The 19903-nt window shown below is 46.2% G+C and carries 15 protein-coding genes; 11 read left to right on the forward strand and 4 right to left on the reverse strand.

The window, feature by feature from the left end; genetic code table 11:
* Positions 1-2 precede the first annotated feature (2 nt).
* The 8 genes from nuoL to GQS64_RS07035 all read left to right on the forward strand — a co-directional run bounded on the left by nuoL (position 3) and on the right by GQS64_RS07035 (position 11026).
* Positions 3-1967 (forward strand): NADH-quinone oxidoreductase subunit L, encoded by a 1965-nt coding sequence (gene nuoL / locus GQS64_RS07000; RefSeq protein ID WP_198231093.1) that lies wholly within the window; start codon positions 3-5, stop codon positions 1965-1967.
* Positions 1967-3436 (forward strand): NADH-quinone oxidoreductase subunit M, encoded by a 1470-nt coding sequence (locus tag GQS64_RS07005; protein ID WP_198231094.1) that lies wholly within the window; start codon positions 1967-1969, stop codon positions 3434-3436. The genes nuoL and GQS64_RS07005 overlap by 1 nt, the downstream gene beginning before the upstream one ends.
* A 14-nt stretch (positions 3437-3450) precedes the next feature.
* Positions 3451-4911, forward strand: coding sequence for an NADH-quinone oxidoreductase subunit NuoN (gene nuoN / locus GQS64_RS07010; RefSeq protein ID WP_198231095.1), 1461 nt, complete (start codon positions 3451-3453; stop codon positions 4909-4911).
* 5 nt (positions 4912-4916) lie between these two features.
* On the forward strand, positions 4917-5714 hold the full coding sequence (locus tag GQS64_RS07015; RefSeq protein WP_198231096.1) for a biotin--[acetyl-CoA-carboxylase] ligase: 798 nt from the start codon (positions 4917-4919) through the stop codon (positions 5712-5714).
* 60 nt (positions 5715-5774) lie between these two features.
* Positions 5775-7451, forward strand: coding sequence for a ribonuclease J (locus tag GQS64_RS07020; protein WP_198231097.1), 1677 nt, complete (start codon positions 5775-5777; stop codon positions 7449-7451).
* A 289-nt stretch (positions 7452-7740) separates the two neighbouring features.
* Entirely contained in the window at positions 7741-9066 is a 1326-nt protein-coding gene (gene proS / locus GQS64_RS07025; protein ID WP_198231098.1) for a proline--tRNA ligase, read from the forward strand.
* Positions 9066-10346 carry a lipoprotein-releasing ABC transporter permease subunit gene (locus GQS64_RS07030; protein ID WP_077992154.1) on the forward strand — a complete coding sequence of 427 codons (1281 nt, stop codon included), beginning with the start codon at positions 9066-9068 and terminating at the stop codon, positions 10344-10346. Before proS ends, GQS64_RS07030 begins: the two co-directional genes overlap by 1 nt.
* On the forward strand, positions 10346-11026 hold the full coding sequence (locus GQS64_RS07035) for an ABC transporter ATP-binding protein (protein WP_077992155.1): 681 nt from the start codon (positions 10346-10348) through the stop codon (positions 11024-11026). The genes GQS64_RS07030 and GQS64_RS07035 overlap by 1 nt, the downstream gene beginning before the upstream one ends.
* A 66-nt stretch (positions 11027-11092) precedes the next feature.
* Here the strand turns inward: GQS64_RS07035 and GQS64_RS07040 are convergent, their stop codons facing one another.
* Positions 11093-11407 carry an AzlD domain-containing protein gene (locus GQS64_RS07040; RefSeq protein WP_077992156.1) on the reverse strand — a complete coding sequence of 105 codons (315 nt, stop codon included), beginning with the start codon at positions 11405-11407 and terminating at the stop codon, positions 11093-11095.
* Positions 11407-12129 (reverse strand): AzlC family ABC transporter permease, encoded by a 723-nt coding sequence (locus GQS64_RS07045; protein ID WP_077992157.1) that lies wholly within the window; start codon positions 12127-12129, stop codon positions 11407-11409. Before GQS64_RS07045 ends, GQS64_RS07040 begins: the two co-directional genes overlap by 1 nt.
* Before the next feature lie 154 nt (positions 12130-12283).
* On the opposite strand from GQS64_RS07045, the gene GQS64_RS07050 reads away from it, so the two are divergent.
* Both GQS64_RS07050 and mfd read left to right on the forward strand, forming a co-directional pair.
* Complete coding sequence (locus GQS64_RS07050) at positions 12284-12577, forward strand: succinate dehydrogenase assembly factor 2 (RefSeq protein ID WP_077992161.1); 294 nt, start codon at positions 12284-12286, stop codon at positions 12575-12577.
* Between the two features lie 3 nt (positions 12578-12580).
* Positions 12581-16084, forward strand: coding sequence for a transcription-repair coupling factor (gene mfd, locus GQS64_RS07055; protein ID WP_198231099.1), 3504 nt, complete (start codon positions 12581-12583; stop codon positions 16082-16084).
* 136 nt (positions 16085-16220) lie between these two features.
* On the opposite strand, the gene GQS64_RS07060 is transcribed toward mfd, so the two are convergent.
* Together GQS64_RS07060 and GQS64_RS07065 are read right to left on the reverse strand one after the other, a co-directional pair.
* Positions 16221-16895, reverse strand: coding sequence for a DsbA family oxidoreductase (locus GQS64_RS07060; protein ID WP_198231100.1), 675 nt, complete (start codon positions 16893-16895; stop codon positions 16221-16223).
* Between the two features lie 8 nt (positions 16896-16903).
* Complete coding sequence (locus GQS64_RS07065) at positions 16904-18631, reverse strand: extracellular solute-binding protein (protein WP_198231341.1); 1728 nt, start codon at positions 18629-18631, stop codon at positions 16904-16906.
* A gap of 466 nt (positions 18632-19097) precedes the next feature.
* On the opposite strand from GQS64_RS07065, the gene GQS64_RS07070 reads away from it, so the two are divergent.
* Positions 19098-19712, forward strand: a complete 615-nt coding sequence (locus tag GQS64_RS07070) for an invasion associated locus B family protein (protein WP_075870681.1) — start codon at positions 19098-19100, stop codon at positions 19710-19712.
* The last annotated feature ends 191 nt before the right edge of the window (positions 19713-19903 follow it).

Genomic DNA, 19903 nt, shown 5'->3' on the forward strand with positions numbered 1-19903 from the left:
TTATGTTTTACGCTATTGTCTTCCTACCTCTTTTAGGCTTTTTTATCGCCGGATTAGGTGGAAAAACGCTGGGAGCCCGCGCCGCCGAACTCGTAACATGTACCTTCATGGTTATCGTTGCGGTTCTTTCATGGATAGCATTTTTCGATATTGCTATGGGAAGCGGGCAAACTGTTGATGTTCCAATATTCCATTGGATATTGGTTGGCGGTTTACAGTTCGATTGGGCTTTGCATATCGACGCACTCACGGCTGTAATGTTAATTGTTGTCAATACAGTGTCTGCATTGGTTCATATCTATTCGATAGGATATATGCATACTGACCCGTCGCGGCCAAGGTTCTTTGCCTATCTGTCATTTTTCACATTTATGATGTTGATGCTCGTTACGTCGAACAATCTTGTCCAACTCTTCTTTGGATGGGAAGGTGTCGGTCTCGCATCTTATCTGTTGATCGGATTTTGGTATCAGCGCCCCTCCGCATCAGCTGCTGCTATCAAAGCATTTGTTGTGAACAGGGTCGGGGATTTCGGATTTCTTGTAGGCGTGTTCAGTGTTTTTGCTCTGTTCAAATCAGTCAATTTCAATACGATTTTTTCAAGAGCTGCAGATCCCGGTTTTGTTGAACATATGACCTTCCTCAGTTGGCAAGTGGATGGCAACAAGGCAATAACTGTTGCATGTTTCTTCCTTTTCATCGGGGCAATGGCTAAATCGGCGCAGTTTTTTCTACACACGTGGTTGCCAGATGCCATGGAAGGTCCGACGCCTGTTTCGGCTCTCATCCACGCTGCAACGATGGTTACTGCCGGCGTATTCATGGTTACGCGCATGTCACCGATTTTCGAGCTTGCTCCAACTGCTCAGACAGTTATTGTGGTTATTGGCGCGACAACAGCATTTTTTGCAGCAACCGTGGGGCTGGTGCAAAACGATATCAAGCGCGTTATCGCCTATTCGACATGTTCGCAGCTTGGTTACATGTTCGTAGCGCTCGGTGTTGGCGCATATAGCGCGGGCGTTTTCCATCTTTTTACCCACGCATTTTTCAAAGCTTTGTTGTTCCTTGGTGCGGGTTCGGTTATCCATGCCGTTTCGGACGAACAAGATATGCGCAAGATGGGTGGTTTGCGCAAATACATTCCAACCACATACTGGATGATGGTTATCGGCACGCTCGCACTAACCGGCGTAGGTATTCCGGAAACTGTATTCGGTACGGCGGGCTTTTTCTCGAAAGACGGCATTATTGAATCGGCGTTTGCTTCCCATAATGTCGCTAGCGGCTATGCCTTCTGGTTGCTTGTTATTGCTGCATTGTTTACGAGCTTTTATTCGTGGCGTCTGATTTTCCTGACATTCCACGGCAAACCGCGGGCAACAGCAGATATAATGCACCATGTCCATGAATCCGGAGCAGTCATGATTGTGCCGTTGATTATTTTGGCAATCGGTGCAGTTTTTGCCGGTGTTATTTTCCAGCCATATTTTTCCGGCGGATTATACGATGCTTTCTGGAAAGGCGCGATATTTACCGGAGCTGAAAACCATATCCTTCATGATGCTCATGGCGTTCCGGTATGGGTAAAATGGTCGCCATTCGTAGTAATGGTTGTCGGGTTTGTATTGGCTTATCTTTTTTACATTGTCGCAACTGCCATTCCAAAGGCATTGGCCAACGCATTTCCCTTCCTTTACCGTTTTCTACTCAACAAATGGTATTTTGATGAACTTTATGACGTCGTGTTTGTCCGCTCGGCTTTTGTAATTGGCCGCTTCTTCTGGAAAGTGGGAGACGGAAAGATTATTGATGGCCTTGGCCCGAATGGAGTAGCGGCCCGCGTCGTAGACATAACCAATAAGGTGGTTCGTATGCAGACTGGGTATCTGTATCATTACGCATTCGCGATGCTGATCGGTATCGCTGCGCTCATCACCTGGATGATGATCGGGAGCTTAAACTGATGACCGACTGGCCTATTCTTTCTACGGTCACATTTTTGCCGCTTGTTGGCGTTGTTCTGATCCTTTTGATTAAGGACGATGGCGAGGCAGCAAAGCGCAATATTCGCAATGTGGCACTTTTTACGACTTTATTCGTATTTGTATTATCCCTCATTATCTGGGCAGGATTTGATAACAGCAATTCCGGTTTCCAGATGGAAGAGAAGATCAGTTGGCTCGGTGGCGGCATTAATTACCATATGGGCGTTGATGGGATTTCGGTTTTATTCGTTGTTCTATCCGGCTTCCTGATGCCGTTCTGTGTTTTAGCTAGCTGGGAAACAGTGAAAGACCGGTTGAAAGCCTATATGATAGCTTTCCTTCTTCTTGAAGTTGCAGTTGTCGGTGTATTTTGTGCTCTCGATGCGGTTTTGTTCTATGTCTTCTTCGAGGGAAGCTTGATACCGATGTTCATTATTATCGGTGTCTGGGGTGGTCCAAGACGTGTTTATGCAAGCTTGAAATTCTTCCTCTACACGTTTCTGGGTTCGGTTCTGATGTTGGTTGCCATTATGGTTATGTATTGGCAATCCGGCACTCTCGATATTCCGACGCTTCTCCACTATAAGTTTCCGGCTCACATGCAGTTCTGGCTGTGGTTTGCGTTTTTTGCGTCTTTTGCAGTCAAAATGCCGATGTGGCCTGTTCATACATGGTTGCCTGATGCCCACGTTGAAGCGCCGACAGCCGGTTCGGTGATCTTGGCCGGCATTCTTCTGAAACTCGGCGGTTACGGCTTTATCCGTTTTTCATTGCCGATGTTTCCGGTTGCTTCAGCAGATCTGGCGCCGTTTGTGTTCACCCTTTCGCTGATCGCAATTATCTACACGTCACTTGTTGCACTCGTTCAGGAAGATATGAAAAAGCTGATTGCTTATTCGTCTGTTGCGCATATGGGCTATGTGACGATGGGTATTTTTGCGGCGAATGAACTCAGTATTCAGGGTGCTATCTACCAGATGCTTTCCCATGGTATCGTGTCGGCTGCACTTTTCCTTTGTGTCGGTGTTATTTACGACCGGTTGCATACGAGGGAAATTGCCGCTTTTGGGGGACTAGCCAACAACATGCCCAAATATGCTGTTGCCTTCATGGTCTTCACAATGGCGAATATCGCTCTTCCTGGTACGTCCGGCTTCCTTGGTGAATTTCTCACCTTGATCGGCGTATTCCAGGTCAATAGCTGGGTTGCTGTCATTGGTACAACCGGCGTTATTCTGTCAGCGTCTTATGCACTTTACCTTTATCGTCGCGTTATCTTCGGAAAACTCGACAAAGAAAGCCTGAAGACTCTTCTTGATTTGTCACCACGGGAGAAATTCATTCTATATCCGATGATTGCTCTTACCGTATTTTTCGGTTTCTATCCGACGCCGGTTCTCAACACAACGGCTGCGGCAGTAGAAGCTCTTGTTAACCAGCTGCACTGAAGAGGCGAATGTCCATGCATACTGATTTAATGGCTCAATTGCCGCTGATATTTCCTGAACTCCTTGTTGCCTTAGGAGCTTTGGTGCTGTTACTGATCGGGGTGTTTTCCGGTGCGCGTTCCTATGTAACGATAACCGGGTTATCCATTGCGCTGTTGGTAGCGACGATTTTTGTTGTCGTTTTATCGGCAAATGATAGCGCGTTTGCCGTAAACGCTCTGATTGTCGATAATTTTGCCCGCTACATGAAAGTGCTTATGCTGGTCGGTGCAATATTCACATTGATAATGTCGGTTGGATTTGCGCGGTCGGATAAGCTTGCGAAATTTGAATATCCAATTCTGATGCTGTTTGCTGTTCTCGGTATGATGTTGATGATATCAGCCGGAAATATGCTGACGCTTTATATGGGGTTGGAACTTCACTCATTGGCTCTTTATGTACTGGCAGCTTTCAATCGCGATAACGTAAAATCTTCCGAAGCCGGTTTGAAATATTTTGTCCTCGGTGCTTTGTCTTCGGGCATGCTTCTTTATGGTATAACTTTGATTTATGGCTTTACCGGACAAATCGGTTTTCGTGAGCTGGCAACGATTCTCAACGGTCAGATACCGCAGCTCGGCGTTATTTTTGGTATCGTTTTCATCCTTGCCGGCCTTGCCTTCAAGATTTCGGTTGTTCCCTTCCATATGTGGACACCTGATGTCTATGAAGGTGCTCCGACACCGATTACTGCCTTTTTTGCCAGTGCACCGAAGGTTGCGGCTATGGCACTTATCATTCGTGTCATTGTTGAAGGATTTCTTCCGCTTTCCGGCGTCCACGGCGCTTTGGCTGCGTGGCAACAAATCCTCGTATTCATGTCGATAGCCTCTATGGCTTTGGGAGCGTTTGCCGCAATAGGGCAGGCCAATATCAAACGCCTTATGGCTTATTCTTCGATAAGCCATATGGGTTATGCACTCGTCGGTCTTTCTGCCGGCACAGCATTCGGTATTGAAGGCGTAATCCTTTATATGACAGTTTACGTTGCGATGATTTTAGGCTCGTTTGCCTTTATTTTAGGTATGCGGACGCGTGATGGTAACGTTGAAAGCATATATGATCTTGCAGGATTGGCGAAAAATAGTCCGTTTATGGCATCGGTTATGACGATCATGCTGTTTTCGTTGGCAAGTGTTCCGCCAATGGCTGGTTTCTTCGTGAAGTGGTATACATTTTCAGCCGCTGTTTATGCCGGATTGATACCGCTTGTTGTCATTGGTATGATCGCATCTGTCATCAGTGCGTTCTATTACTTACGTGTTATCAAGATCATGTGGTTTGACGAGGCACAGCAGTCATCTAGCTTCTTGCCTTTAACAGGCGAGCTTAAATTTGTTCTCACGATAACCGGTATATTTGTGCTGTTTTATATTTTCTTCGGCATTTATCTTTCGCCATTGGCACAGAACGCTGCTGCATCACTTTTCTAAGCAAGATGGAATTTACACTTTCGGATCTTGCCCGGCGACATGGTTATAAAGTGGAGTCCTACGAAAGTGTGGACTCCACTAATCGTGTTGCTTTGGCCAAAGCGCATGAAGATGAAGATCGTCTTTGGGTTGTTTCCGATGAACAAACATCGGGAAGGGCACGCAGAGGTCGGCAATGGAATAGTCCCAAAGGTGATCTTTATGCCAGTCTTCTGCTGAGCCGCGATATTAATCCGGTCAACGCTGCACAATTGGGGTTTGTTGCAGGTGTTTCTCTTGCAGATGCAATTGCAGCACTTTTGCAAAAAGAGGGAATTTCGAGCGACGTTTTAGGTCTCAAATGGCCTAATGATATGTTATTGAAAGACGCAAAAGCGTCCGGAATATTGCTGGAGCTTGAACGGCTCGATGAAACGCGTTTTGCACTGGTCATAGGGATTGGCGTCAACATAATCCATAAATATGAAGACGCCCCTTATCCGACCGAAGCATTAAAAAACATAATACCGAACGCTGATAGCGCCACTCTTTTCAAGTTGCTTGGCGATTATTGGGCGATAAATTATGACATATTTCTTGCATCCGACGGAACAGAAATAATCAGAAAAAAATGGCTCGAACACGCTGCCCATCTCGGTCAGGAATTGACGATTACCGGCAACAATAAAGTCATTCGCGGGATTTTTTCGGGTCTTGATGAAAACTATAATTGCATCGTTACCGATGATGACGGGCATGAAATAAAAGTGTCGGCTGGTGATGTCCATTTCGGTAATATTGCATCTTCGGTTGCTGGCCGATAATAAGAAGAGAAGATAAGTCGGGTAAGCGCTGTCCGGAAGTCGTATATCAGGGAGTCCCTAATGGCATCACGCAAAAATAATGAGTTGGTTTTTCTACCACTTGGGGGCGTAGGCGAGATCGGTATGAATCTCGGCGTTTATGGGTACGGTCCTGAAGATAACCGGAAATGGCTGATCGTTGATCTCGGTGTCAGTTTTGCAGGTCCCGAGTTACCGGGTGTCGACCTTGTCATGCCGGATATACGTTTTCTGGAAAACGAACGCACGAATATATTAGGGTTGGTCGTAACGCACGCCCATGAAGACCATTTCGGCGCGATATTGGATTTGTGGCCGAAATTGAAGATACCTGTTTACTGTACCGCATTTACCGCAGGCTTGTTGGAAACAAAGCGCGAAATTGATTACAATTCTTATGATGTGCCGGTTACTCTGTTCAAAGCCGGAGATCGTTTTGAACTGGGGCCGTTTTCAATCGAAGCAATAGCCGTTGCCCACTCTATTCCCGAACCGGTAGCATTGGCAATTAAAACGCCGCTCGGAACGGTTGTTCACACCGGCGATTGGAAAATTGATCTTGAACCGTCACTTGGCGCGTTAACTGATGAGAAGCGGTTTAGAGAATTGGGCAAAGATGGCGTACTTGCACTCGTCTGCGACTCGACAAATTCGATGCGGGACGGTGTATCACCGACAGAACATGATGTTTTTAAAAGCTTGACCGAAATAATTTCAGGTGAAAAAGGTCGCGTCGCGATTACAACTTTTTCATCCAATGTCGGGAGGATTATTTCAATAGCAAAGGCGGCAAAGGAAGCTGGTCGACAGGTTTTACTGGTAGGCCGCTCGATAAAACGGAGTGTCAATGTTGCCGAAGAACTCGGCTATCTTGAAGGCATTGATCCGTTTCTGAGTGAGGAAGACTATCCTTATATTCCGCGCGATAAAATTGTTATGGTTTTGACGGGAAGTCAAGGAGAGCAAAGAGCAGCACTTGCCAAATTGTCTCGTGATGAAATGCGTTCGCTTGCGTTAACGGCTGGCGATACGGTTATTTACTCTTCGCGCAGTATTCCCGGAAATGAAAGAGCTATTATCGATACGCAAAACCGCCTGACTGACATGGGTGTGAAGATTATCACCGATCATGACGCACTTGTTCATGTTTCCGGACATCCACGTCGTAACGACCTGAAGAAAATGTATGAGTGGGTAAAACCGCAGATTTTGGTTCCGGTTCATGGTGAGGCTCTTCATCTGGCAGCACAAACGGCTTTGGGGCGTCAGGCGGGTATCAAACAAGTGGCAGAAATACGCAATGGCGATATGTTGAAGCTTGCACCGGAACCTGCCGAAATTGTTGATGAAGTTCCGGTTGGGCAAATTTATAAAGACGGAAATCTCATTGGCAATGAAGAAGAATTGGGGATTAGTCAAAGGCGAAAATTAAGCTATGTAGGGCAGGTATCAGCGTCATTCCTGTTGGACAAGCACCACAATCTCGTCGATGTGCCTGAAGTTGTCTGTTTCGGTTTGCCGGAAACAGATGACGAGGGGAATCTTTTTGATGACATTATTACAGACGCAATCGAAACGACGATTGAAAGTATTCCCCGTGTAAAGCGTAAAGATGATGATATGGTTCGGGAAGCTGTTCGACGGGCTGTCAGAGCATCTGTTAACGAAATATGGGGCAAAAAACCTGTTTGCACAATTTTCTCCCACAGGTTGAGATAAAGCAACGACTTGAACTTTATAATCTTGTTGTCGATTGCATAAAAATGTTGGTGCGAAAACGCATAAATCAGGGGTATTGTTTTATTTGGCAAGCTTAGAAATTGTTTGAAAACAATCGTTTTTATGTTTCGGTTTCTATCTGTTTCTTATGTTCCTGAAGGACAATTTTTATAAAAAGCTTTCGATCTTCGATTGTTTCTATTTTCAAGCGTTACGTTAGCCGCTATGGTTAACAAATACTGATAAATCTGCTCCGATTCGAGGAGCTTAGCTGGAATTTTAATAGTCGATGCGTCTATCTCGTTATTTTTTACCCATATTGAAAGAAAATCCGAAGGAAGCAGAAATTGCTTCCCACCGCCTCATGTTACGTGCCGGAATGATACGCCAACAGGCAGCCGGCATATATGCCTGGCTACCGCTCGGCAAAAAGGTGCTGGATAAAGTTTGCAACATTATCCGCGAAGAGCAAAATCGCGCAGGCGCTCTCGAAATATGGATGCCAACCATACAATCAGCGGATTTGTGGCGGGAAAGCGGCCGTTACGATGCGTATGGGCAGGAAATGCTGCGCATTAAAGACCGGCAGGAACGTGAACTTCTTTATGGTCCGACCAACGAGGAAGTCATTACCGATATTTTTAGAGCCCATATCAAGTCTTACAAAAATCTCCCGCTTAATCTTTATCATATTCAATGGAAATTCCGCGATGAAATTCGCCCGCGCTTCGGCGTTATGCGCTCACGCGAGTTTTTGATGAAGGACGGGTATTCTTTCGACATTGATTATGAGGGAGCGAAGGCGGCTTATAACCGTGTATTTGTTTCATATTTACGGACATTTGCAAGAACAGGTCTTAAAGCAATTCCGATGCGCGCGGATACCGGTCCGATCGGTGGAAATTTGAGCCACGAATTTATTATTCTTGCCGATACCGGCGAGAGCGCGGTCTACTGCGACAAGCATTTTCTGGACATGACCATTCCTCCGGCCGATGTCGATTTTTCTGATGATGCGGCAATCGCCGATATAGTCAAGGAATGGACAACACCCTATGCTGCAACCGACGAAATGCACGATGAAGCGCTTTGGGCGAAAGTTCCGCAATCCGACCAGATAGCGGCAAGGGGTATTGAAGTCGGTCACATCTTCCATTTCGGTACCAAATATTCGCTTCCGATGCATGCCACTGTCATGGGGTCCGACGGTCAGGAACATCCGGTTTCGATGGGTTCTTACGGCATTGGTCCGTCACGTCTGGTGGCTGCGGCTATTGAAGCTTCGCATGATGAAAACGGCATTATCTGGCCGCGTGCTATGTCGCCATTTGATTTTGGTATCATCAATATGAAACCGGGTGATCCAAAGTGCGACGCATTGAGTGAAAGGGTCTACCAATCATTAATCAATGCAGGTTTTGATCCTTTGCTTGATGATACACAGGAACGTGCTGGTTCCAAATTCGCAACGATGGATCTTATCGGACTTCCTACGCAAATTGTTATTGGTCCGAAAAATGCCGCTCAAAACGAAGTCGAAATAAAAGATCGTAAAACCGGTCATAAAGAAATACTTCCATTCGATGCGGCTTTGAGGCGACTAACGGAGGCTTGATGAGTACGAGAGCCAGAAGCGGTAGCCGGTCAGGATTTTCATCCTATGAATGGATGATTGCATTTCGCTATATGCTTCCGAACCGGAAACAGATGTTCACGTCGATCATATCGATTATATCGCTGATCGGTATCATGCTTGGTGTTTTCGCTTTGATCGTTGTCATGGCCGTTATGAACGGTTTCAGAACAGAATTGCTTGATCGCATCCTCGGCATGAACGGTCATCTCGTTATTCAGGCAATTGATAGCGATTTTACCGATTACAACAGTTTGATACCGCGTATAGAATCCGTCGACGGTGTCAAGTTTGCGCTTCCCGTTGTCGAGGGGCAGGCTCTAGCCCAAGGCGATGCAACCGGCGGAACCGGAGCATTGGTTCGCGGAGTGCGCGAAACGGATCTCGATAAACTTACGACTGTCACAAAAAATATAAAATTTGGCAGCCTTGAAAATTTTGACAAGCAGGACGGCGTTGCAATTGGCAGCGGCATGGCAGAAAAACTGGGACTATCGGTGGGAAGCGACATCCGGATTATCACACCGGATGGCGATGTTACGCCTTTTGGTGTCAATCCTCGTGTTAAAGCTTATAAAGTTACGGCTATTTTCACCGTCGGTATGTCGGAATATGATACGATTTTCGTTTTCATGCCGTTAAAAGAAGCGCAGGCTTTCTTTAATTTGGGCAATAAAGTTCAATCACTGGAAATCTTTTTGAATAATCCCGATGCCGTATCGTCAATGACTCCGGAAGTTGAAAAAGCGGTCGGCAGACAGGTATATTCGATTGATTGGCGGTCTCGAAATCAGGCTTTCTTTTCAGCACTGCAAGTCGAGCGCAATGTGATGTTTTTCATATTATCGCTGATTGTTCTGGTCGCAGCTTTGAATATCATTTCCGGTTTAATCATGTTGGTTAAAGACAAGGGGCATGATATTGCGATTTTGCGAACTATGGGGGCAAAACAAAGTGCTGTTATGCGTATATTCATCATGACAGGCATGGTCATCGGCGTGATAGGAACGATCTTCGGACTTTTGTTGGGTGTGTTGACATGCGAAAATATCGGCCACATTCAGGACTTTGTGTCATGGCTGTTTAATGTCGATGTTTTCAACCCGCAGCTTTATTTCCTGACAAAATTACCAGCGCGTCTGGAATGGGGACAAACGTTGATGGTTGTCTTTATGGCGCTTTTTCTTTCCTTCCTTGCAACGCTCATACCGGCGTGGCGCGCTGCAAAGCTCGATCCGGTTCAAGCCTTGAGGTATGAATAATGGCGTCGTTGTTGCAACTCGTAAACATTGACCGGCGCTATCTGGACAGTGACAAGCCTCTTGTTATTCTTGATAAAGCCAATTTTTCTCTTGAACAGGGGCAGACTGTTGCCCTTGTGGCGCCGTCCGGTGCCGGTAAATCGACACTTTTACATATTGCCGGTCTTCTTGAGCGCCCCAATGGCGGAGATGTCGTTTTGCGCGGGCATTCCTGTTCCAATTTATCGGATAATGACCGCACAGCTATTCGTCGTAACGACATCGGTTTTGTCTACCAATTTCACCATTTGCTGCCTGAATTTACAGCCTTGGAAAATGTGATGATACCGCAAATGATTGCCGGTCTTAAGCGTTCCGAAGCGGCTGACCGCGGATTGAAACTGCTGACTTACCTGCGCGTAGGCCATCGCGCCAAACACCGGCCATCCGAACTTTCCGGCGGCGAACAGCAACGTGTGGCGATTGCCCGTGCCGTTGCCAATGCTCCGTCAATTTTGCTGGCAGATGAACCGACAGGTAATCTTGACCCTGTGACCTCCGCTTATGTTTTTCAGGCACTCGCTGCTTTGGTTCGTCAATCGGGGCTTTCTGCTCTTATTGCGACACACAATCTTTCGCTTGCCAAACAGATGGATCGGCGCATAACGCTGAAAAGCGGAAAAATTATCGAGCTTCCTTGAAGAGGAAATAGTGCAGAACTCTGGATGGTTGATATAATCGATATATTATTCAGGCAAAATCCGGTGCTAGATATTCTGGAATAGCAGATAGCCTAATATGCTGACAATGACGGTCACGAACAGGCTTCGCGTTGCCATGCCGGCAATGAGAGAAACAATTGTGCTTAGTAAAGCCACTGAAATACCGAAACTGGTTGTTTGAGGTTTTTCAAGGATTTCGGCGACAATAATTGCAGAAAGCACTGCAGCCGGTACAAAGTTCAGCCAATAGCGGAAAAGTTTGGGAAATGGACGGTGTGCCAGCGTCATGACAGGGACGATTTTAATCAATCCGGTGACAACCGCTGCAATTGCTATACCCAATCCGACATGTTCCATCATTATATTTTGCTACTCCCCGACTTGAGAAGCATAAACATGCCAATTGTTGCGGCGATCAAAGTGGCGATGATTGACGATGCATTTGCGGCAATAATACCATGTGAAAAGGTAACAATAGCCATAGCGACAACAATCACAACAATATCTATTTTTTTAGTCTGGCTTGCATACCAACCGAGCAATAATAGCCCGATAAACATACCGACAAGACTGAAACTCAAGCTATCCTTTAGCCAATCGGGGAGCGATGTTGCAAAAACGCTGCCGACGAGTGTTGCAAAAATCCAGCTGAACCAAGCTGTTAAATTCAATCCTAACAGCCATGAAAATGGCAGAATATTATTATGCAAACGGGCATATTGCGAAGCCACGCCGAATGTTTCATCGGTCATCAGAAAGCCGCCGACGAGTTTTTCAAACCGGTTGGCGTGAGAAAAAAACTGCGCCATATAGGTGTTGATTAAAAGATAGCGCATATTGATAAAGAGGACGCCCAGAGCGATTTGCATCAGTCCGGCTCCTGTCGAGGCCATTGAATAAAACAGGAATTGTGCTGAACCGGCGTAAACAAATGTGCTTAGACAAAAAATCTGCAAAACAGAAAATCCGGATACCGAGCCGATTGCACCGCAGGCGAAACCGATTGCCCAATATCCTAACAATGTCGGGATGCAGGCGACGATCCCCTGTTTGAACAGATGCCAATGATTTTTCTGTATCATTCAAAGACTCAAATTTGCGTTCAACGCCTTTTGGAACGACGTCCTGATATACATGTTTATATATTTGGACTATTGTCAAACAACGAATTATTGAAACATAGTCGAGAGCGTAATATAGGACGAAGTCCCATATCGTGTTGAATTGGAGGATAGGATGACAGGCTCAAGAGTCGATAATAGTAAGCTGAATGTAAGGCAACGCCGACTTGTCTTTCGTGCCTGGCATCGGGGGATCCGTGAAATGGATCTGGTTTTCGGACAATATGTTGACGCGCATATCATGAATCTTGATGAAAAGGCCATGGACGAGCTTGAATATATTATGTCTTTTGAAGATAGAGATTTATTGACGTGGGTTACCGGCGAAGTCAAAGTACCTTATGACGTGGATACGCCGCTTTTTCGCGACATTCTCGATTACCGTACACGCATGGATTTTAACGCTTAAGTTATGTCGATATTCAAAAAAAATTTCAGTCCGGAGAAATTGCCTCGATATGTCAGCTTTGACGGCATCGTTTCCGGTTATGAACCGTTTGCAATTTATAAAATAGCGGCTGAAATCGGCAATAAAGGACCAATTCTTTATATTGCTCGTGATGGACAAAAACTTGATGATCTGACACACGCACTCGCTTTTATAGAAGCGCAGATGCCGGTTGTGCAATTGCCGTCATGGGATTGCCTCCCTTACGATCGGGTCTCGCCCAATCCGGCGATTTCGGCCAAGCGTATGTCGGCACTTGCGAATATTTACAGTCTTTTAGAGAATCCGCATCCGGCAATTATTCTTACAACGGCAAATGCTGTGATGCAAAAATTGCCACCCCGTGCGGCCGTTGCAGGACAATCGATTACTGCAAAGCCAGGGCAGAGCCTCGATATGGACAAGCTTATCCATCATCTTGAGCACAATGGCTTCGAGCGGGTTTCGACAGTCCGTGAAGTCGGTGATTTCGCTGTTCGCGGCGGAATTGTCGATTTGTTTGCACCAGGAAGCGATGCACCTGTAAGACTGGATTTTTTTGGCGATAGTCTTGAAACAGTACGTGCTTTTGACCCGGCCAGCCAACGAACAGTGAAAACGCTTCAAGAATTTTCGTTGGAACCGATGAGCGAGATAACGCTGACACCGGAATCGATAAGCAAATTCAGAACGAATTACATCCGCTCTTTCGGTGCAGCCAAACCGAATGACGCACTCTACGAAGCGATTTCGGAAGGCCGGCGTTTTTCCGGAATGGAACATTGGCTACCACTTTTTTACGACAAGCTTGATACCATTTTTGATTATATTGGCGATATTCCGGTTGTGTTCGATCATCTTGTGGAAGAGGCAATGATCGAGCGCAATAAACTTATTGAAGATTATTATCAGGCGCGTTTGGAAAATCATGATCCAAAGGACTCTTCAACCCCCTATAATCCTGTAAAACCGGCGGCACTTTATCTCACTCCACAAGATATTGTTGCGCTCTCGGAAAAAGCCACCCACAGAATCGACTTCACGCCTTTTGCCGAGCCGGAAACATCCGGTCACTATGTGCTTCACAGCAATGTCACAACCGGTCGGGATTTTGTCGAGGAACGGACCTCGGAAAACAAGAATTTGTTTGAAAGTGTTGTCGAGCATGTTGCTCAACTCCGTTCCCGTGGAAACAAGGTTTTGCTTACCGGCTGGAGTGAAGGCTCGTTAGAACGTCTGGTGCAGGTGCTTGACGAACATGGCCTTAAAAAAATTGAAAAAGTTGGTTCTCTCAATACGGTAAAGGCCACACCACGCGATCACATTACTGCTGCAGTCGTCACTATCGAACATGGATTTGTTGCCGAAGATCTGGTCGTTGTTGCCGAACAGGATATATTGGGCGACCGGTTGGTAAGGTCTGCGCGCCGACGCAAGCGCAACGCCGATTTTATATCCGATATGACAACATTGAACAGCGGAGATATTGTCGTTCACGTCGATCACGGTATCGGCCGGTTTGTCGGTTTGAAGACGATTGTAGCTGCCGGCGTGCCAAGAGATTGTCTGGAAATACATTATGCAGATGAAGACCGGCTTTTCCTGCCTGTCGAAAATATCGAGTTGCTCTCGCGTTACGGCGGAGAGGGCACAAATGTTGTTCTCGATAAGCTTGGTGGTGTGGCGTGGCAGGCGAGAAAAGCAAAACTCAAAAAACGTTTGCTCGAAATTGCCGGACATCTCATTCATGTTGCTGCCGAGCGCGAAATGCGAAAAGCACCGGTTCTTGTTCCGCCGACCGGTAGCTATGATGAATTTGTTGCCCGTTTTCCATATGACGAGACAGACGACCAGTTGCGCGCCATTGATGCGGTCCTCGGCGACCTTGCTGCCGGAAAGCCGATGGATCGGTTGATTTGCGGTGATGTCGGGTTCGGAAAGACAGAAGTTGCAATCAGAGCTGCATTTGTTGCTGCATTAAATGGCTTTCAGGTTGCGGTCGTGGTGCCAACAACGCTTTTGGCACGTCAACATTATAAAACGTTTCAAGCGCGTTTTCAGGGCTTGCCGGTAAAAATCGGGCAAGCATCACGCCTTGTGGGCGCAAAAGAACTTGGCGCGGTTAAAAACGGGGTGCGCGACGGAACAATCGATATTGTCATCGGCACACATGCGCTTCTTGGATCAACAATGCAATTTTCACGGCTCGGCTTGTTGGTTGTTGATGAAGAACAGAATTTCGGTGTCAAACAGAAAGAACGTCTGAAGGAATTGAAGACCGACATTCACGTATTGACCCTGTCGGCAACTCCTATTCCGCGCACTCTACAACTGGCTTTGACCGGCGTCAGGGAGTTATCACTCATTACGACGCCACCGGTAGACCGTATGGCGGTGAGAACATTTGTCTCGCCGTTTGACCCTTTGATCGTGCGGGAAACGCTAATGCGTGAACATTATCGGGGTGGGCAAAGCTTCTATGTCTGCCCGCGAATTTCCGATTTGAAAGTTGTAGAGGAATTTCTTTCCAACCACGTTCCGGAACTGAAAGTCACCACCGCCCACGGGCAAATGCCGCCAGGCCAGCTTGATGATATTATGAATGCCTTTTATGACGGGCAATATGACGTGTTGCTTTCAACCAGTATCGTTGAATCGGGCCTTGATATTCCCTCCGCTAATACATTGATTGTCCATCGTGCAGATATGTTCGGTCTTGCGGCGCTTTATCAGTTACGCGGGCGGGTAGGGCGTTCCAAGCAGAGAGCCTATGCTTTGTTTACACTTCCCAACCAGAAGGTTTTGACACCGGGTGCAGATCGGCGGCTGAAAGTCTTGCAATCTCTTGATACTCTCGGAGCAGGATTTCAGCTCGCAAGTCACGATATGGATATAAGAGGAGCGGGTAACCTTCTCGGCGAGGAACAATCCGGACATATCAAAGAAGTCGGTTTCGAGCTTTATCAACAAATGTTGGAAGAAGCCGTTGCCGAATTGAAAGACGGAACAGCTATTAACGATAGTCAGTGGTCACCGCAAATCTCTGTAGGAACAGCCGTTATGATTCCGGATAACTATGTTCCCGATCTGCCTTTGCGCCTGTCGCTTTATAGACGGCTCGCCGAAATCGAAGAGCTTGGCGATATTGATGCATTCGGTGCCGAGCTGATTGATCGATTCGGTCCTTTACCGGTTCCGGTTCAGCATTTGCTCAAGGTTGTTTATATCAAATCGCTATGTCGGCAGGCGAATGTCGAGAAACTGGATGCCGGCCCCAAAGGTGTCGTTATCCAATTCAGGGAAAACAACTTTGCCAACGGTGTCGGTCTTGTCAAATGGATTGGCGAGCAGGGGAGCATGGCAAAAATACGCCCCGATCAAAGCGTGGTCTTTATCCGCGATTGGCCGAACGCCGATCAACGTCTGAATGGTGCAGCCACAGTCATGACGCAGCTCGTAAAATTGGCGAAAGAAGGCGCAAAGAAATAACCGTTGCGTCTTCGCTTTCGATCGATTTCAGGCGTTTATCAAATTCACGCATTTAACAAACATTTTTAAAGACGATGGCATTTTTAAAGACGATGGAAATCTGAAAACCGGCATTCTGTTTGTTTTCAGATCTGCGTTAACGATCTTCACTTGCTCCCGGTTCATAACCGTCAGCAATCTGTTCGATAGTGTCTATTAAAACCTCGGTAGGTTGTGCCCCCATGACAACATATTTCTTGTCGATAATAAAAGAAGGGACACCACGTACACCGATATAATATGAATGGGCGCTGTCCTGTTTGATCGTATCTTTATCAATGTCCGTCTCAAGCAATTTTTCCACAACATCAAAACGCATTCCGACACTTTTGGCTGCGTCAACGAGTATCGCATGATCGCCAATATTCTGTCCCTGCTCGAAAAAGCGGGAAAACAGTTCGGCGATAAGTTTGTCCTGCATTCCTTCTTTATCCTGAGATGCCCAGTAGACGACACGGTGGGCATCAAGCGAATTCGGCTCGGTTTTAATCGCAGCGAAATCGAATTCGATGTCTTCCTGTTTGCCAAGCTCGATCAACGTTCTTTCGGTTTCATCAATTGTATTCTGATTACCTGAAACTTTCTTCATATGGGTGGCATAAGGAATGCCTTCCGCTTTCATATTCGGATAGAGCTGGAAGGGCGTCCATGTGAGTTTGATGTCAATTTCGGGAAGCGATTTTATTGCTTTGAAAAGCCGTTTGCGACCGATAAAACACCATGGGCAAACAAGATCCGAAATCATATTGATATAAAGGTTCGTGCTCATCATTCTATCCTTTAGCGGTGCCACCAGGCCGGCAGGCGATATCCATAAAGCGGGGTATAGGCCGGATATTCTATGCGTGACCAACGTGCAACCCATTGATCGGGCAAATGATAGAGCGGAAGATAATAATTCCCTGAAATGAGAACACGGTCAAGCGCACGGACAGCGGCAGTAAAATCTTCATCGGAGCGGGCATCCAACAGTGCCGAAATCATGGCGTCGATTGCCGGATCGGCGGTTCCTGCAAAATTGAAACTGCCTTCGAGATTGCGCGAAGCAGAACCCCAACGATTGAGCTGTTCGTTGCCGGGCGATAAGGAAGCCTTGAGTTTTCCGATAATCATATCGTAATCAAATGAAGTCAGCCGATTTTGATATTGTGTATCGTCGACGGTTCGCACTTCCGCGTCAACACCGATTCGTGCAAGAGATCGCTGATAGGCGAGGGCAATTTTCTCTTCTTCCAAAGATTGTGTCATAATTTCAAAATGAAGTGGTTGCCCATCCGCCCCCACAGCCTGCCGGTTTTGAAGTCTATAACCGGCCTCGCGTAGTAACTGCCAAGCTTTTTCAGCTGCTGCACGGTCAATGCCTGATCCGTCGGTCTTTAAACTATGCCAGGTTCCATTCATCACGTCAGGTAAAACGGCGTCAGGATAAGGGCGTAAAAGTTGTTTTTCTTTTTCGGATGCGGGGCGGCCAACGGCCGAAAGCACAGAACCGCACCAATAACCTTCTGTCCGGCTATACACATCGTCAAACAGGTTGTGATTGACCCATTCAAAGTCGAAAACAAGCGAAAGTGCCTGCCTGACTTTCCGATCTTTGAAAACGGATTTTCTGGTGTTGAATACAAAGCCGATCATATCGGCAGGTGTTTCTTTTTTAAAACTTTCTTTGATAACCTCTCCTGCACGAACGGCAGGAAAATTATAGGATAGACGCCAGCGGTTCGGATTGGCGGGTTCTTCCAGAAAAACGTCAAGAATGCCTTTTTTGAATGCCTCGAACCGCGTATTATCATTGCGGAAGTATTCGATTTGTACAATGTCGAAGTTATTGAAACCGCGGTTGACCGGTAAATTTTTTCCCCAATAATCGGGATTGCGCGTGTAAATGACGCGTTCCCCCGGATCAACGCGCGAAATAATATAAGGTCCGCTTCCCGGAATTGGCGTCAGCCCATTGTTCTCGAAAATTGCAGGATTGATTGCATGCTTTGGAAGAACCGGCATACTACTTGCCAGAATGAAGGGAAATTCCCGATCTTTGGAATGTGGAAATTCCATTTTTATGGTGCGTTCATCAAGCTTTTCGATGTGTTCAATCCGCTTCATATAACGATCAAAGGGGGGACGCCCCTTGTCTTTCAACAAATTGACCGTGAATAATACATCATCGGCAGTAATTGCGACGCCATCCGAAAACTTTGCTTCAGGATTCAAATGGAAAACAATTTCAGTTCGATCGTCATTCAATGTCACATTATCGGCGATCAAACCGTAAAGTGTAAACGGCTCATCACGCGACCTTACCATCAAACTTTCGTAAACCAGACCACCAAATTGTTCGTCGGCAAATAGACCGCGCGCAGTCGTCCGGAAACTGCGAATAACAAAGGGATTGAGGCCATCGAATGTTCCAACGACGCCAAAAGTTATTTTACCACCTTTTGGCGCTTCAGGGTTGGCGTAGGGAAAATGGTCGAAACCGGGAGGCAGGGCAGGCATTCCATGCATTGCAATCCCGTTTTGAGCGGCCTGACAATAGTGTCCCGATTGTCCAAAACTCAAACAGAGAATCACAAAGAAAAAACCGAGTTTATAGACAATATTCATAAAAAGACCTTGGGTTCATAAAAAGACCGTGGGTTCATAAAAACCTTGGGATCATAATATTCCCGATTCGCCGCGTTTTAACCTATTTCATAGATTTTGAGGGATTTTTATCATTAATTACAGGAAAAAATACCATTTTCAACCGCGTCGCTATATATGGGATGTGATTTAAAAAGCACAAAGATCGGTGCAATTTATATTTTGTTTGCTACTAATGCTGGATTTTTTGATTAATCTTGTGTAAATGCGGCTCTAATGGAAGGAAACGTCATCCTATCGCCCTAATTGTAAGTAGAGCTATCCTCATAGAGGATGATATTTGCCTTTCGGGATTATTTTTTTGCGCATTGAAAGGATTTGCCTGATCATGTCCCATAAAAGAACCTACGCTGCTATTTCCGCATTGGCTGGTGCTGCTGCTCTACTCGTTGCGTCACATAGCACCGCCAATGCTCAGGGCATGCCTCAGGGGTGGTATAAGGTTTGCAGCAAGCAACAGGATGTTGATGTTTGTAACACAATGAATACCGTTGTTTCCAACACCGGACAACCGCTGACGGCTGTGAATTTGGTTGAAGTCAAAGGGAAACAGAACGAAAAACGCATCGGTATTCAGGTACCGACAGGTCGTTTTATTCCGGAAGGCGTTCATATTCAGGTCGGTGACGGCCCTGTGAAGAAGATTCCCTATGTCATCTGCAATGGCCCTAGCTGCATTGCCAATGATACATTTGATGACAAACTTATCAATGCTATGAAAACAGGACAGAAATTGGTGGTAACAACAATCAATTTCCGTGGCACACCAAATCCGATCGAAATTTCGCTTGACGGTTTCAGTGCTGCTTATACCGGTCCTGGCATGCAGGAGAAAGATTTTGAAGCCGAGCAAATGAAGCTTCAGAAAGCTGTTCAGGCCAAAGAAAAGCAGTTTGAAGACAAGATGCGCGCTGAACAGGAAAAAGCCAAGTCCGGCAATTGATGCGATGCTTCATTTATGACTATTCAAAAGGCCGCTTGCGGCCTTTTTATTTTGCCTAAAATATAGAATTTTTCGGTTATTTAATACATTCTTAACGAAAGAGACAAAGTCTCAAAGTCTCAAAGTCTCAAAGTCTCAAAGTCTCAAAGTCTCAAAGTCTCAAAGTCTCAAAGTCTCAAAGTCTCAAAGAC

Source organism: Bartonella sp. P0282, from assembly GCF_048452985.1.
Taxonomy (GTDB): domain Bacteria; phylum Pseudomonadota; class Alphaproteobacteria; order Rhizobiales; family Rhizobiaceae; genus Bartonella; species Bartonella choladocola.